Consider the following 14287-nt stretch of genomic DNA (forward strand, 5'->3'; position numbering starts at 1 on the left):
GGGAGCTCCCGCCGGGGCTTCGAGGCGGGACTACCAATGATCGACGTGACAGCTGCGGATGAGGTGAGCGACGACGCGCGGGCGCGCAGCAATGTGTGGCGGCTCGCGGCGGCGCAAGCGCTGACCGGCGCCAATTCGGCGGTGATCTTCGCCACCGGCTCGATCGTCGGCGCGACGCTGGCACCCGACGTCTCGCTCGCGACGGTGCCGCTCTCGATGTATGTGCTCGGGCTTGCCGCCGGCACGCTGCCGACCGGCGCGATCTCGCGCGCCTATGGACGACGCGTCGCCTTTATCATCGGTACCTTCTGCGGCACGCTCACCGGCGCGCTCGGCGCCTGGGCGATCCTGCACTCATCGTTCTGGCTGTTCTGCGGCGCGACCTTCCTCGGCGGGCTCTACGGCGCCGTCGCGCAGTCCTACCGCTTTGCCGCCGCCGATGGCGCCAGTGTCGCGTTCCGGCCCAAGGCGGTGTCCTGGGTGATGGCCGGCGGCGTGTTCGCCGGCGTGCTCGGGCCGCAGCTCGTGCAATGGACCATGGACATCTGGCCGCCCTATCTGTTCGCGTTCTCCTTCGTGATGCAGGCGCTGGTCGCGCTGGTGGCGATGGCGGTGCTCTCGGGCGTCGACGCGCCGAAGCCTGCGGCTGCGGACCTGCATGGCGGCCGCCCGCTGCTCGAGATCGCAAAGCAGCCCCGCTTCATTGCCGCGGCGCTGTGCGGCGTGATCGCCTATCCGATGATGAATCTGGTGATGACCTCGGCGCCGCTCGCCATGAAGATGTGCGGGCTGTCGGTCAGCGATTCCAATTTCGGCATTCAGTGGCACATCGTTGCGATGTACGGTCCGAGCTTCTTCACGGGTTCGCTGATCGCGCGGTTCGGCGCGCCGGTTATCGTCGCGCTCGGGCTGGCGCTGGAAGCGGTGGCCGCGATGATCGGGCTGTCAGGCGTCACCGCGCCGCACTTCTGGGCGACGCTGTTCGTGCTCGGGATCGGTTGGAATTTCGCCTTTGTTGGCGCTTCCGCGCTGGTGCTGCAAACGCACCGGCCGCAGGAACGCAACAAGGTGCAGGCGTTCAACGATTTCCTCGTGTTCGGCATGATGGCGATCGGCTCGTTCTCGTCGGGCCAGTTGCTCGCGCATTACGGCTGGAATGCCGTCAACTGGGTGGTGTTCCCGCCTGTGCTGCTCGGCCTTGCCGTGCTCTCGTTCGCTTCATTCGCCAAGCGACGCACGAAATTGCGCGCGGTGGAAGAAATCCCGGATCCCAGCATCTAGGCATGATCCGGAAAAGTGTGGCGCGGTTTTCCGCAAGATCATGCCCAAAAGGGTCTCCTGCTGCCAGTTGCTGACACTTCGATCAGCTTCGAAATGATCCGCTTGCAACGCTGTTCACATCATGGGATCGGATTAGTCCGGCCATGACGATGTGAGAAGCAAGAGCAAGAAATGGACGCATCCTCAGCCACGCTGCCTGATGAATCCTCGCTTGGTTATGAGGGCTGGCGCATCGTCGTCGTCTGCTTCCTGCTTGCGACCTTCGGCTGGGGGCTGGGCTTCTACGGCCAGAGCGTCTATGTCGCCGAGCTGCAGCGGCTGCACGGCTGGCCGGCGTCGCTGATCTCTTCGGGCACGACCTTCTTCTACCTGTTCGGCGCGGCGCTGGTTGCCTTCGTCAGCGAGGCGATCAAGGCGTTCGGCGCGCGCAGCTGCCTGATCGCCGGCACCTTCGCGATGGCGATCGCGGCGGTCGCGATCGGCGAGGTGCGCGAGCCCTGGCAGCTTTATCTCGCCGATGCGCTGCTGGCGTTCGGCTGGGCCGGCACCAGCCTCGGCATCATCACCAACACGCTCGGCCTGTGGTTCGACAAGAAACGCGGCATGGCGATCAGCCTGGCGCTGAACGGCGCGAGCTTCGGCGGCATCGTCGGCGTGCCGCTGCTGGTGGCGGGGATCGGCGCTTTCGGCTTCTCAGGCGCGATGATCGCGGCCGCGGTGCTGCTCGTCGTGGTGATGGTGCCTGTCATCCTGATCTTCGTCGGGCGGCCGCCGATGCACCTGCACGCGGTGACGGCAGCGGCGGCCGATGCCCCGTCGGCGACCCAGGTGCGCGCCCGTGCGCTGCGCGACATCCGCTTCCTCTCGGTGTCGGTTGCCTTCGCGCTGGTGCTGTTCGCCCAGGTCGGCTTCATCGTGCATCTGATCGCCTATCTCGATCAGGTGATCGGCCGCGAGCGCGCCACGGTGGCGATGGCGCTGTTGACCGCGATGGCCGTGGTCGGCCGTGTCTCGTTTTCCTTCGTGATCGATCGGCTCAACCAGCGGCTGGCGTCGGCGCTGTCCTTTGTCAGCCAGGCGGTCGCGCTCGCCGTCATCATCAATGTGCACAATGACGTGGCGCAGATCGCGGCCTGCGCGCTGTTCGGCTTCTCGGTCGGCAATCTGATCACGCTGCCGGCGCTGATCGTGCAGCGCGAGTTCGATCCGCGTGCGTTCGGCGTGCTGGTCAGCCTGATCACCGCGATCAACCAGATCACCTACGCCTTCGGCCCCGGCGTGGTCGGGCTGCTGCACGATCTCTCGGGCAGCTACGCACTGCCATTCTACGGCTGCATTGGCCTCGAGCTGATCGCGGCGGCGACGATCATGACGAAGGGGAAGTAGATTGTAGCCCGGATGAGCGAAGCGATATCCGGGACCCGTCCCTGAACTTGCGCCAGACCCCCGGATGTCGCTTCGCTCATCCGGGCTACGTTCTACGACTTGCGGCGTGACTTCCGCACCTTCTTCGGCTCGCCGATCTTGCCGGCGGCCGCGACCCGCAGCAGACGGCGGAAGGTCGGACATTCCATGTGGCTCGGCGCGGGGCAGACCGCGGCGTGGCGCAGGCCGTCGCGCATCGCGTTCAGCCTGCGGATGGTGCGGTCGAGCTCGTCGGCCTTGGCAGAAAGCATTTTCCGGTCGATGCGCGGCCTTCCGTCGGGCGCGAACATTCTTGCGATCTCGTCGAGCGAGAAGCCGGAGACGCGCCCGAGCGCGATCAGTGCCAGCCGGTCCAGCACGCCCGGATCGAACAGGCGGCGCAACCCGCGCCGTCCATGCGAGGCGATCAGACCTTTCTCCTCGTAGAAGCGCAAGGTCGAGGCGCGCACGCCCGACAGCTCCGCCACCTCCGCGATATCGATGTCCCGCATGGCCCTTGACCTCAAGTTCACTTGAACTGGCAGTATCCAGCCTACCGCTTGCGTAAGGCAAGCATCAACAAGGACGAGAATCATGGGTATCGCACCGCAAGTCGACGACGAGCAAGTCAAACTCTGGAACGGCGCCGCCGGCCGCGCCTGGGTCGAGACGCGCGACGTGCTCGAAGGGATCTTCAAGCCGCTTGAAGAGCTGCTCGTCCGGTCAGTGTCTGATGCCGCGGCCAGCTGCGTGCTCGATATCGGTTGCGGCACCGGCGCCACGACTTTCGCTGTTGCCGGTGTGCTCGGCCGTCAAGGGCATTGCACCGGCATCGACATTTCCGAGCCGATGATCGCAGCGGCGCGCGCCCGCGCGGAGCGGGAAGGGCGGCCGGTCAGCTTCATCTGCGCCGACGCGCAGATCTGTCCGTTCGCGCCCGCGAGCTTCGACATGATCATCTCGCGCCTCGGCGTGATGTTCTTTGCCGATCCGGTGCAGGCTTTCGCCAATCTGCGCCGCGCGGCCCGGCCGGGTGCTGCGCTCCGCTTCATCGCGTGGCGCGGCGCCGCCGAGAATCCGTTCATGACGACGGCGGAACAGGCGGCGAAGCCGTTGCTGCCGGATCTTCCGGCGCGGCGTCCCGATGCGCCGGGGCAATTCGGCTTCGCCGACCGGAAGCGGGTCGAAACTATCCTGGAGGATAGCGGCTGGGACGCGATCGCGATCGAGCCGGTCGATGTCGCCCTCAGCTTTCCGGCATCGGAGCTGACCCGCTATGTGAGTTGGCTCGGCCCGGTCGGGACGATGCTGCAGGCGATGGAGGAGGCGCGCCGCACGCAGGTGATCGAGACCGTGCGCGGCGCGTTCGATCGCTACATCCAAGGGACCGAGATTCGCTTCACCGCCGCCTGCTGGATGGTCGCGGCACGAGCGGCGGCCGCGCATGGTTGAAGCCGCGGAATTTGTGGCGAGTGCGGTGCTGATCGGGACCGGTGCGACCGTCGTGATGGACATCTGGGGGATGGTTCGAATGCGCCTGCTTGGCATCCCGTCGCTGGACTATGCCCTGCTCGGCCGCTGGCTCGGCCATCTCGTATCCGCTCGCCTGCGCCACGACCGCATCGCCGCGTCACCGCAGGTCGCGGGCGAACGGGTCATCGGATGGGCCGCGCATTATCTGATCGGGATCGGCTTTGCCGGCGTGCTGCTTGCGATCTTCGGCCTCGATTGGCTGCGGCAGCCCACCATCGCTCCGGCCCTGATGGTCGGGATCGGCAGCGTGGCCGCGCCGTTCCTGGTGATGCAGCCCGCGATGGGCGCCGGCATCGCCGCGAGCCGCACGCCCCGTCCATGGGCGGCGCGGCTGCAGAGCCTCGTGACGCATGCGGTGTTCGGCTTTGGGCTCTACGCGGCCGGCTGGCTCGTGCACCCGTTCCTGAACCCGTAGCCCGGATGAAGCGAAGCGCAATCCGGGGACAGCATCACCTTACGGCGCGAACCCCGGATTTCGCGGAGCCTGTCATGGGGCGCGCGTTCGCGCGACTCGTTGGCTCCATCCGGGCTACCTCTTCACCTCCCCTTGAAAAGGGGAGGTCGCTTTGCTCGCAGAGCAAAGCGGGTGGGGATCTGCTCTCTCCACTAGCAGCAGAGCCCGCGGCTAACCCCCATCCCCTTCCCCCTTTCGGGGGGAAGGGGAATAAAGACCTGTAGAACCCGTAGCCCGGATGAAGCGAAGCGTAATCCGGGAACAGTATTACCTTATGGAGCGAACCCGGATTTCGCTGCGCTTCATCCGGGCTACACGCTTCTCCCGGGTTGCGGAATTACGCCGCCCGCTGCATCAGTAGGTCCTCAACGTCCAGCCGTCGCGTGAACATCGCGAGCTTGCCGTCCGCGCTGCGCGGCCATTCGGCCTCGGGGCGATCCCAATAGAGCTCGACGCCGTTCTCGTCGGGATCGCGCAGGTAAAGCGCCTGGCTGACGCCGTGGTCGCTGGCGCCGTCGAGCTCGATGCCGGCCGACAGCACCCGGTGCAGCGCATCGGCGAGCGCCGGGCGGGTGGGATAGAGGATGGCGGTGTGGAACAGGCCGGTGGTGCCCGGCGGCGGCGGATGGCCGCCCTTGCTTTCCCAGGTGTTGAGGCCGATGTGGTGGTGATAGCCGCCGGCCGAGATGAAGGCCGCGTCCGCGCCCAGCCGCTGCTGCAGCTCGAAGCCGAGGACGCCGCAATAGAAGCCGAGCGCGCGCTCGAGATCGGCCACCTTGAGATGGACATGCCCGATCCGCGTGCCGGCGATGATGGGGGGATTCTCTGGCATGAGCGGACTCCGTTGACGTCAATGCCCCTGCCATCAGGGGCGAGGTTCGCCGCCTGATATAGTCCGGATTTGCCGACGCCGGAGCGATCGATCCGGAAACGCAAGGTTTCCGAAAGGCGCCACGGTCGCCGGGCCTAGCAGAGCTCCGACAGCTCGCCGCCGGGCAGCTGGAACTCGAACGTGTTCAGCGTCATCGACACCATGGTGTAGTAGCCGCAGAGGCCGATCACCTCGACCAGGCCGCGTTGGCTCAGCACCTCGACCGCCTCGTCATACAGTGCCTTCGGCAGGCCATGACCTTCGTGCAGCGCCTTGGCGACGTCGTAGATCACCCTGGCCTTGGGATCGTCGAAGGTCGGCGTCCGGCGCACGCGAATGTCCTCGATGATCTTCGGATCGAGGCCGCCCTTCAGCGCCAGGCGCTTGTGGGCATACCACTCGTAATGCGCGGTCCAGTGCCGCGCGGTGACGAGGATCGCGATCTCCGACAGTTTTGGCGGAAAGATCGTGTCGAAGCGCAGCACTTCGCCGAGCCGCGTGGCATGCCGTGCCATCTCCGGGCTGTTCAGCCAGGCCATCATCGGCGCCGGTGGCGCGCCGCGCTTGCCGGCGATCGACTCGTCGTAGGTTTCTTTCTGGGCGGCGTTCATTTCGCTAGGCGAAAGCAGCTTCAGCCGCATGTCCGTTTCCTCTTGTTTTTCAAGCGTTACCCCATCTCGGCGATACACCCGATCGCGCGCAGTGAGTAGCGACGCCAGAGCATGGCGCGGCCGCGAGGCATATTGAATTCGGCGGCTGCGTAGGTCTAAGGTCGAATCCAATTCGACGATTTTTTGACTGGAAACGCACCATGGCTGACCTCGAGAAATTCCGCGCAGAGACCCGCGCCTGGCTGGAGCAGAACTGCCCGGCGGAGATGCGCAAGCCGATGACCTCGGATGGCGACACCTTCTGGGGTGGCCGCAACACGAAATTCTCGTCCGAAGCGCAGCGCGTCTGGTTCGAGCGGATGCGCGACAAGGGCTGGACCGTGCCGCATTGGCCGAAGGAATATGGCGGCGGAGGCCTCGACGGCGAGGAGGCCAAGATCGTGCGCCAGGAGATGGCGGCGATCGGCGCGCGTCAGCCGCTGACCTCGTTCGGCATCTCGATGCTCGGACCGGCGCTGCTGAAATACGGCACCGAGGAGCAGAAGAAGGAGCATCTGCCGAAGATCACCGCGGGCCTGATCCGCTGGTGCCAGGGCTATTCCGAGCCGAACGCCGGCTCCGACCTCGCCTCGCTGCAGACCCGCGCGGTCGGCGACGGCGACGACTACATCATCAACGGCCAGAAGATCTGGACGTCCTACGCCAACTACGCCGACTGGATCTTCTGCCTGGTGCGCACCGATCCGGCGGCCAAGAAGCATGACGGCATCAGCTTCATCCTGTTCGACATGACCTCGAAGGGCGTGTCGACCAAGCCGATCCTCCTGATCTCGGGCTATTCGCCGTTCTGCGAAACCTTCTTCGACAATGTTCGCGTGCCGAAGTCGCATGTCGTCGGTACCGTCAATCGCGGCTGGGATGTCGCGAAATACCTGCTGCAGCACGAGCGCGCGATGATCTCCGGCATGGGCGAGCGCGGCGTCGGCCGTCCGCTCGGCCAGATCGCCGCCGACTCGGTTGGTGCGGACGCGCAAGGCAAGCTCGACGACACGCAGCTGCGCAGCCAGATCGCGAACTTCGAGGTCGACGAGGCCGCGCTCGCGGCTGCCGCGGAGCGCGCGGTCGATCTCGCCAAGGCCGGGCAATCGCATCCGGCGTTCTCCTCGGCGATGAAATATTACGGCACCGAGCTCAACAAGCGCCGCTACGAGATCCTGATGTCGGCCGGTGGCATCGACGCGCTGGAATGGGAGAGCGAGCGCTCCAGGGGCGGCGCCCGCCCGCGCGCCTGGCTGCGCACCAAGGCCAATTCGATCGAGGGCGGCACCTCGGAGGTGATGCTCGGCATCGTCGCCAAGCGCATCCTCGACCTGCCGGGCGCGTGATTGGAATTCCTCATCCTGAGGAGCGCGGAACGCGCGTCTCGAAGGATGAGGCCCGGACACCAGCCTCATGGTTCGAGACGGCGCTCGCGCGCCTCCTCACCATGAGGGGCAACAGCGAAATCAAACGAAGATCTCTATAGCGGAATCCATCCAATGGCCCTCGTCCTCACCGAAGAACAATCCATGCTGCGCGACAGTGCGCGCGGCCTCATCAGCGACAAGGCGCCAGTGGCGCATCTGCGGTCCTTGCGCGATGCCAAGGATGCCACCGGCTTCTCGCGCGATCTCTGGAAGACATTTGCGGAGATGGGCTTCTCGGGCCTCCTGGTGCCGGACCAGTTCGGCGGCAGCGGGCTCGGCTGCGTCGAGGCCGGCATCGTCATGGAGGAAATCGGCCGCACCTTGATGCCGTCGCCGTTCCTCGCGACCTCGGTGCTCGCCGCCTCGGCGCTGTCGCGCGGCGGCAGCGAGGCGCGGAAGGCGCAGCATCTGCCCAAAATTGCCGACGGCTCGCTGCTGGCGGCGCTCGCGATCGATGAGGGCGCCAAGCATCGCCCGTTGCAGACGAAGTTGCAGGCCACGCGCTCCGGCAACGGCTTCAAGCTGTCGGGCGACAAGGCCTTCGTGGTCGACGGCCACACCGCCGATCTCTTGATCGTCGCGGCCCGCTCGGCCGGCAGTGCCGGCGACAAGAACGGGCTGACGCTGTTCCTGGTCGATCCGAAGGCGAAGGGGCTCGCGGTCGAGCGCACCGCGATGGTCGATTCGCACAACGCGGCGCGCATCGTGTTCGACAATGTCGAGGTCGACGCCGACAGCGTGCTCGGCGAAGTCGATCAGGGCTTTGGGCTGCTCGAGGGCGTGCTCAACATCGGCCGCGGCGCGGTGGCATCCGAAATGGTCGGTCTCTCCGACGAGGTGTTCGGCCGCACCGTGGCCTATCTGAAGGAACGCAAGCAGTTCGGCAAGGCGATCGGCGAATTCCAGGCGCTGCAGCACCGTGCCGCCCAGCTCTATATCGACATCGAGATCACCCGCGCCGCGGTGCTGAAGGCGCTTCAGGCGCTCGATACGGATGCCGACAAGGCCGCAACCGCGGTCGCGGTGGCAAAGGCCCGCGCCGGCACCACCGCGACGCTGGCCGTGCAGGAGGGCGTGCAGATGCACGGCGGCATGGGCATGACCGACCAGTTCGACATCGGCTTCTTCATGAAGCGCGCCCGGGTCTGCCAGGAGCTGTTCGGCGACAGCAATTTCCACACCGACCAGCTGGCGAGCGGCAAGGGGTACTGAGCCGCCGCATCGTCGTTATCGCGCGCACTGTCATCGCCCGGCTCGACCGGGCGATCCAGTATTCCAAAGGCCGTTGCGCTTGAGTCGAGAAGCCGCGGCGTACTGGATCATCCGCTTTCGCGGATGATGACAGTTGAGAGTGCGGCGACAGCGGTGGTTTAAGCCGCGCTGTCGATCAGCGGATCGGCGGTGCGTACTGCACGCCGCCGGCGTTCCAGAGCTGGTTCATGCCGCGCGGGATCTTCAGCTTGGAGTCGGCGCCGACGTTGCGGTCGTAGACCTCGCCGTAATTGCCGACATGGCGGATGATGCGCACCGCCCAGTCCTTGGTCAGGCCGAGATCCTCGCCATAGGAGCCCTCGGTGCCGACCAGCCGCATCACCTCCGGCTTCTTCGACTTCAGCGCCTCGTCGATGTTCTTCGAGGTGATGCCGAGCTCTTCGGCGTTGATCATGGCGTACAGCGTCCACTTCACGATCATCATCCAGTCGTCGTCGCGCAAGCGCACCACCGGCGCCAGCGGCTCCTTGGAGATGATGTCGGCGAGAATCGTGTGGTCGCTCGGCTTGGCGAGGTTGAGCCGCAGCGCATAAAGCTGCGAGGCGTCCGATGTCAGCGTATCGCACTGGCCGGAGTTGTAGGCCTTCACGACGTCGTCCAGCTTGTCGAACTTCATCTCCGTGTACTTCATGTTGTTGGCACGGAAATAGTCGGCGAGATTGAGCTGCGTCGTGGTGTTGGCCTGCACGCAGACCTTGCTGCCGTTCAGGTCGAGCGCGGAATCGATGTTGCGCGAGCGCGGCAACATGAAGCCCTGGCCGTCATAATAGGCGACCGCGGGGAAATAGAGGTCGTAATTGGTCTCGCGCGACATGCTCCAGGTGGAGTTGCGCGAGAGGATGTCGACCTTGCGGTTCTGCAGCTCCTTGAAGCGCTCGCTGGCGTCGAGCGGCACGAACTTCGCCTTCGACGGATCGTCGAAGATCGCCGACGCGACCGCGCGGCAGAAGTCGACGTCGAAGCCGGTCCAGTTACCCTTGTCGTCCGGGATCGAGAAGCCCGGCAGGCCCTTGTTGACGCCGCACAGCACGTCGCCGCGGCGGACGGTGCGCTTCAGCGTGCGGGTGTCGTAGCGCTCATAGGTGATGGCGGCGGCCGCAACCAGCGCGGCGATCGCGAGCCCGATCGTCAGGCCGCCTCGAAATGTACGCATGGGTTCTCTCTCGCGAATGATCGGGGGGAAAGCGGGACGGATATCGAAGCAGGCTGAAGGCTACAGTTCGGGCTTCTGCCGGATGATCACCTTGGTGCCGACCGGAACGCGGTTGTAGAGATCGGCGACGTCGTTGTTGACCAGGCGGAAGCAGCCGGAGGACACGGCGGTGCCGATGGTGTCGGGCCGGTTGGTGCCGTGGATGCGGTAGACCGTGGTGCCGAGATACATCGCGCGTGCGCCGAGCGGATTGCCCGGGCCGCCCGCCATGAAGCGCGGCAGGTAGGGCTGGCGCGCGATCATTTCCGGCGGCGGCACCCAGTCCGGCCACTCGGCCTTGCGGGTGATGCTCACCAGGCCCTGCCATTGAAAGCCTTCGCGGCCGACGCCGATGCCGTAGCGCAGCGCGCGGCCATTGCCCTGCACCAGGTAAAGGTGGCGCTCGGCCGTCGCGACGATGATGGTGCCCGGCGCCTCATTGGTCCGGTAATACACGACCTGCTTCTGCCATTCCGGGTCGAGCTCGTAGCTGTCGTCGGCGACAAGACCGGGCTCGTCGGCGTCCGGGCGGCTCTGGGCGAAGCCCTGCGACGTCGATAGCACGAGCGCGCCCGTCGCGATCAACATCCAGACCAGGTGACGAAGTTTCGTCATGCAAAGCTCTCCTTGTTGGCGCGCGGCCAAATGGTTGCTCCACCCGCAAATCAGGCAGCATCAAATCTCAGCGGCAGCTTGATGGCAAGCTTGGGGCGGCATCACAGGTATATCCCTGTAATGCTTCTGTTTTTTGTCATTGCTTGTCGCGGCACGTTGCGCGGGCCGCCTCATTTCGGCGCGATCCAGAGTCGCAAGGCGAACGAGATCAGGGCCACGGTGCCGACGCCGCCGAGCCAGAGCACCGCGAACCACAGCAGGCGCTGGCCGAGCGGCCGCTGATTCGGCACTAGAGCCATTTCCGTTCCGATGGAATCGGAACGGGGCTCTAGATTCTCGTCCTGACGCGTTTTCTTGACGCGAACCGGGATCCACTTCGCTGGAAAACGCTCTGGTGGCATCAGTGGTATCCGTGGCCGGGGCGCACCTTGCCGCGGAACACCCAATAGGCCCAGGCGGTGTAGCCGAGGATCAGCGGCACCAGGATCGAGACGCCGACCAGCATGAAGATCTGGCTGTTGGCGGGCGCCGCCGCCTGCCAGATCGTGATGCTCTGCGGCACGATGTACGGATACATGCTGATGCCGAGCCCGGCATAGGACAGGGCGAACAGCGCCAGCGTCAGGAAGAACGGCTGGTGGTCGTTCTTGTCGCTGAGCGCGCGCAGCAGCAGCGCGGTGACGGCGGCGACCGCGATCGGCACCGGCGCGGTGAGGATGATGTTGGGCCAGGCGAACCAGCGCTGGGTGTATTGCACGCTGAGGAACGGCGTTGCGATGCTGACGGCGCCGATCGCGCAAAGCATCGCGATCAACAACATCCAGCTCAGATGGTAGGCGCGGTCGCGCAGCTCGCCCTCGGTCTTCATCACCAGCCAGGTCGCGCCGAGCAGCGCGTAGCCGATCACCAGCGCGACGCCGGTCAGGACGCTGAACGGCGTCAGCCAATCCCACCAGCCGCCGGCGTACTGGCGTCCCTCGACATGGATGCCCTGCAGGATGGCGCCGAGCGCGATCCCCTGCGCCAGTGTCGCAAGCAGCGAGCCGCCGGCGAAAGCGAGATCCCATTTGTTGCGCGCCTTCTGGGTCCGCCAGCGAAATTCGAAGGCGACGCCGCGGAACACGAGGCCGAGCAGCATCGCGATCATCGGCGTGTAGAGCGCCGGCATCAGCACCGCATAGGCCAGCGGAAACGCCGCCATCATGCCGCCGCCGCCGAGCACCAGCCAGGTCTCGTTGCCGTCCCACACCGGCGCCACCGTATTCATGATGACGTCGCGGTCGGTCTTTTGCGGAAACAGCGGAAACAGGATGCCGAGGCCGAGATCGAAGCCGTCCATCACGACATAGACGAACACGGCAAAGGCGATGATGAAGGCCCAGATCGTGGCGAGATCGATCATCGCGCGCCCTCCACGGCAGCACCTGCCGCCGGCGTGATGCCGGCCGCGCGGGCGGGAAGATCTTTTGTCGGGCCCTGCTCGCCGGGATGCGGCGGCTGCGCCATCAGCCGCAGGATGTAGATCACGCCCGCGGTGAACACGGCGAAATAGACGATGATGAAGGCGATCAGCGACGAGCCCACCGCCGGCGCCGCCAGCGGCGACGCTGAGTCCGCCGTGCGCAGCAGGCCATAGACGGTGAACGGTTGCCGCCCGGTCTCCGTGGTGATCCAGCCCGCGAGCACCGCGATGAAGCCGGCCGGGCCCATCAGCGCCGCGAAGCGATGCAGCAGCGGCGATTGGTACATCATCCCCCGCCAGCGCATCAAAAGGCTGAACAGGCCGAGCCCCATGATCAGGAAGCCGAGGCCGACCATGATGCGGAACGACCAGAAGGTGATCGGCACCGGCGGCCAGTTCTCGCGCGGCACGGTGTCGAGGCCGGCCAGCGGCGCGTCGAGCGAATGCTTCAGGATCAGCGACGACAGCTTCGGCACCTCGATCGCATACTTCACCTTCGCCTCACGCTGGTCGGGCCAGCCGAACAGGATCAGCGGCGCGCCGTCCTTGTGGCTCTGGTAATGGCCTTCCATCGCCATCACCTTGGCGGGCTGGTGCTCCAGCGTGTTGAGGCCATGCTGGTCGCCGGCGAGGATCTGGATCGGCGCCACCAGCGTCGCCATCCACATCGCCATCGAGAACATCACGCGCGCGCCCGCCAGATGCTGGTCGCGGAGCAGATGCCAGGCACCGACCGCGCCGACCACCAGCGAAGTGGTGAGATACGCCGCCAGCACCATGTGCACGAGGCGGTAGGGGAACGACGGATTGAAGATCACCTTGAGCCAGTCGGCGGCGACGAACTGGCCGTCGGCGTTGACGGCATGGCCGGTCGGTGTCTGCATCCAGGAATTGGCCGACAGAATCCAGAACGCCGAGATCAGCGTGCCGATCGCGACCATCAACGTCGCCACGAAGTGCAGCCTGGGGCCGACGCGTTCGAGCCCGAACAGCATCACGCCGAGGAAGCCGGCCTCGAGGAAGAACGCGGTCAGGACCTCGTAGGCCATCATCGGGCCGATCACCGGCCCGGTCTTGTCGGCAAACGCCGACCAGTTGGTGCCGAACTGGTAGGACATCACGATGCCCGAGACCACGCCCATGCCGAACGCGACCGCGAAGATCTTCAGCCAGTAATTGAACAGGTTGATGTAGACCTCGCGCTTGGTGGCAAGCCACAGCGCTTCCAGCACCGCGAGATAGCTCGCAAGCCCGATCGAGAATGCGGGAAACACGATGTGGAACGACATCGTGAAAGCGAATTGCGCGCGGGCGAGTACGACCGCATCCCAGCCTTCGAACATCACGCACCATCCATCGTCGACCTGGCGTGGACCTTACCACGTCAGCTGTGACGACAAAGAGGGCGGATTGTCCGACTAAAGCGGGTTGAGTTTTGGCTGGATCGGCTTGGCGCGGTCTCGGTTCACCTCTCTCCGCTGGGGAGAGGTGAACTTTCGACGCCGTTCCAGCTCAACCTGATCTCATCAGGCCTTAGCTGTTGGCGTTGAGCAGCCGCGCGACGGTGCGGTCGATCTCGTCGTACTGTCCCTCGCCGGCGTGCTGGAAGACGATCTTGCCGTTCTGGTCGATGACGTATTGCGCCGGCCAATACTGGTTGCGGTAGGCGTTCCAGGTCTGCGAATTGTTGTCCTGCGCCACCGGGTAGAGGATGCCGTGCCGCTTCAGCGCCGCCTGCACGTTGGAGGCCGAATGCTCGAACGGGAATTCCGGCGTGTGGACCCCGATCACGACGAGGCCGCGATCCCGGTACTTTGAATAGAGCTGGGTGACGTGCGGCAGCGTGTTGATGCAGTTGACGCAGCCATAGGTCCAGAAATCCACCAGCACCACCTTGCCGCGCAGGTCGGCCAGCTTCAGCGGCTGCGAATTGAACCAGTTGCTGATGCCGACGAATTCGGGCGCGGTCTGGCTCTGTTCGGTTGTCATGGCGATCGTCCGCGGTACCGGCTGGGCCGGCGCGTCTGACTCGGTGCAGAGGCCGGGGATGACGGCGCCGCCGAGGCCAAGGCCCGCCACCAGAGCGGATACGGCAATCAAGCGCAGGGACATCGATATCTCCTTTG

15 protein-coding genes are annotated in these 14287 nt (G+C 65.5%); 6 read left to right on the forward strand and 9 right to left on the reverse strand.

Translation table 11 applies throughout. The annotated features are described in order from the left end of the window. Positions 1-36: 36 nt before the first annotated feature. Both ACE10X_RS02515 and ACE10X_RS02520 read left to right on the forward strand, forming a co-directional pair. A complete protein-coding gene (locus tag ACE10X_RS02515) occupies positions 37-1281 on the forward strand; it encodes an MFS transporter (RefSeq protein WP_375764015.1) in 1245 nt (414 codons plus the stop codon). Positions 1282-1452: 171 nt separating this feature from the next. Then, positions 1453-2667 (forward strand): MFS transporter, encoded by a 1215-nt coding sequence (locus tag ACE10X_RS02520; RefSeq protein ID WP_304557443.1) that lies wholly within the window; start codon positions 1453-1455, stop codon positions 2665-2667. A gap of 92 nt (positions 2668-2759) precedes the next feature. Here the strand turns inward: ACE10X_RS02520 and ACE10X_RS02525 are convergent, their stop codons facing one another. Beyond that, complete coding sequence (locus ACE10X_RS02525; RefSeq protein WP_038385653.1) at positions 2760-3197, reverse strand: helix-turn-helix domain-containing protein; 438 nt, start codon at positions 3195-3197, stop codon at positions 2760-2762. 82 nt (positions 3198-3279) lie between these two features. Here ACE10X_RS02525 and ACE10X_RS02530 point away from each other — a divergent pair, with 82 nt between their 5' ends. Both ACE10X_RS02530 and ACE10X_RS02535 read left to right on the forward strand, forming a co-directional pair. After that, the gene (locus tag ACE10X_RS02530) at positions 3280-4137 is read left to right on the forward strand and encodes a class I SAM-dependent methyltransferase (protein ID WP_038385652.1); all 858 of its coding nucleotides are present in this window, start codon (positions 3280-3282) and stop codon (positions 4135-4137) included. Further along, on the forward strand, positions 4130-4633 hold the full coding sequence (locus ACE10X_RS02535) for a DUF2938 domain-containing protein (protein ID WP_038385651.1): 504 nt from the start codon (positions 4130-4132) through the stop codon (positions 4631-4633). The genes ACE10X_RS02530 and ACE10X_RS02535 overlap by 8 nt, the downstream gene beginning before the upstream one ends. 376 nt (positions 4634-5009) lie before the next feature. On the opposite strand, the gene ACE10X_RS02540 is transcribed toward ACE10X_RS02535, so the two are convergent. Beyond that, a complete protein-coding gene (locus ACE10X_RS02540; RefSeq protein ID WP_038385650.1) occupies positions 5010-5504 on the reverse strand; it encodes a VOC family protein in 495 nt (164 codons plus the stop codon). Between the two features lie 134 nt (positions 5505-5638). After that, positions 5639-6184: a carboxymuconolactone decarboxylase family protein gene (locus ACE10X_RS02545; protein ID WP_038385649.1), complete on the reverse strand. Its 546-nt coding sequence runs from the start codon at positions 6182-6184 to the stop codon at positions 5639-5641. Between the two features lie 170 nt (positions 6185-6354). Between ACE10X_RS02545 and ACE10X_RS02550 the strand changes: the two genes are divergently transcribed. Continuing rightward, a complete protein-coding gene (locus ACE10X_RS02550; protein ID WP_038385648.1) occupies positions 6355-7539 on the forward strand; it encodes an acyl-CoA dehydrogenase family protein in 1185 nt (394 codons plus the stop codon). A gap of 153 nt (positions 7540-7692) precedes the next feature. Further along, positions 7693-8832 (forward strand): acyl-CoA dehydrogenase family protein, encoded by a 1140-nt coding sequence (locus tag ACE10X_RS02555; RefSeq protein ID WP_038385647.1) that lies wholly within the window; start codon positions 7693-7695, stop codon positions 8830-8832. 175 nt (positions 8833-9007) lie between these two features. Here the strand turns inward: ACE10X_RS02555 and ACE10X_RS02560 are convergent, their stop codons facing one another. The 6 genes from ACE10X_RS02560 to ACE10X_RS02585 form a co-directional block, all read right to left on the reverse strand. Next, on the reverse strand, positions 9008-10045 hold the full coding sequence (locus ACE10X_RS02560) for an amino acid ABC transporter substrate-binding protein (protein WP_038385646.1): 1038 nt from the start codon (positions 10043-10045) through the stop codon (positions 9008-9010). Between the two features lie 60 nt (positions 10046-10105). After that, positions 10106-10699, reverse strand: a complete 594-nt coding sequence (locus tag ACE10X_RS02565; RefSeq protein ID WP_038385645.1) for a L,D-transpeptidase — start codon at positions 10697-10699, stop codon at positions 10106-10108. A 170-nt stretch (positions 10700-10869) separates the two neighbouring features. After that, positions 10870-10998 carry a DUF2474 domain-containing protein gene (locus ACE10X_RS02570; protein WP_085970665.1) on the reverse strand — a complete coding sequence of 43 codons (129 nt, stop codon included), beginning with the start codon at positions 10996-10998 and terminating at the stop codon, positions 10870-10872. A 101-nt stretch (positions 10999-11099) separates the two neighbouring features. After that, positions 11100-12101, reverse strand: a complete 1002-nt coding sequence (gene cydB, locus ACE10X_RS02575; RefSeq protein WP_028343512.1) for a cytochrome d ubiquinol oxidase subunit II — start codon at positions 12099-12101, stop codon at positions 11100-11102. Further along, positions 12098-13504 (reverse strand): cytochrome ubiquinol oxidase subunit I, encoded by a 1407-nt coding sequence (locus ACE10X_RS02580; RefSeq protein ID WP_375764016.1) that lies wholly within the window; start codon positions 13502-13504, stop codon positions 12098-12100. The genes cydB and ACE10X_RS02580 overlap by 4 nt, the downstream gene beginning before the upstream one ends. Positions 13505-13694: 190 nt before the next feature. Further along, positions 13695-14273 carry a thioredoxin family protein gene (locus ACE10X_RS02585; protein ID WP_038385643.1) on the reverse strand — a complete coding sequence of 193 codons (579 nt, stop codon included), beginning with the start codon at positions 14271-14273 and terminating at the stop codon, positions 13695-13697. Positions 14274-14287: the final 14 nt, after the last annotated feature.

Source organism: Bradyrhizobium sp. Pha-3 (assembly GCF_042258325.1).
Lineage (GTDB): Bacteria > Pseudomonadota > Alphaproteobacteria > Rhizobiales > Xanthobacteraceae > Bradyrhizobium > Bradyrhizobium elkanii.

Coding starts and splice junctions, on each gene's coding strand:
- ACE10X_RS02515 (WP_375764015.1), top strand. CDS start 37: ATGATCGACGTGACAGCTGCGGATGAGGTGAGCGACGACGCGCGGGCG.
- ACE10X_RS02520 (WP_304557443.1), top strand. CDS start 1,453: ATGGACGCATCCTCAGCCACGCTGCCTGATGAATCCTCGCTTGGTTAT.
- ACE10X_RS02525 (WP_038385653.1), bottom strand. CDS start 3,197: ATGCGGGACATCGATATCGCGGAGGTGGCGGAGCTGTCGGGCGTGCGC.
- ACE10X_RS02530 (WP_038385652.1), top strand. CDS start 3,280: ATGGGTATCGCACCGCAAGTCGACGACGAGCAAGTCAAACTCTGGAAC.
- ACE10X_RS02535 (WP_038385651.1), top strand. CDS start 4,130: ATGGTTGAAGCCGCGGAATTTGTGGCGAGTGCGGTGCTGATCGGGACC.
- ACE10X_RS02540 (WP_038385650.1), bottom strand. CDS start 5,504: ATGCCAGAGAATCCCCCCATCATCGCCGGCACGCGGATCGGGCATGTC.
- ACE10X_RS02545 (WP_038385649.1), bottom strand. CDS start 6,184: ATGCGGCTGAAGCTGCTTTCGCCTAGCGAAATGAACGCCGCCCAGAAA.
- ACE10X_RS02550 (WP_038385648.1), top strand. CDS start 6,355: ATGGCTGACCTCGAGAAATTCCGCGCAGAGACCCGCGCCTGGCTGGAG.
- ACE10X_RS02555 (WP_038385647.1), top strand. CDS start 7,693: ATGGCCCTCGTCCTCACCGAAGAACAATCCATGCTGCGCGACAGTGCG.
- ACE10X_RS02560 (WP_038385646.1), bottom strand. CDS start 10,045: ATGCGTACATTTCGAGGCGGCCTGACGATCGGGCTCGCGATCGCCGCG.
- ACE10X_RS02565 (WP_038385645.1), bottom strand. CDS start 10,699: ATGACGAAACTTCGTCACCTGGTCTGGATGTTGATCGCGACGGGCGCG.
- ACE10X_RS02570 (WP_085970665.1), bottom strand. CDS start 10,998: ATGGCTCTAGTGCCGAATCAGCGGCCGCTCGGCCAGCGCCTGCTGTGG.
- cydB (WP_028343512.1), bottom strand. CDS start 12,101: ATGATCGATCTCGCCACGATCTGGGCCTTCATCATCGCCTTTGCCGTG.
- ACE10X_RS02580 (WP_375764016.1), bottom strand. CDS start 13,504: ATGTTCGAAGGCTGGGATGCGGTCGTACTCGCCCGCGCGCAATTCGCT.
- ACE10X_RS02585 (WP_038385643.1), bottom strand. CDS start 14,273: ATGTCCCTGCGCTTGATTGCCGTATCCGCTCTGGTGGCGGGCCTTGGC.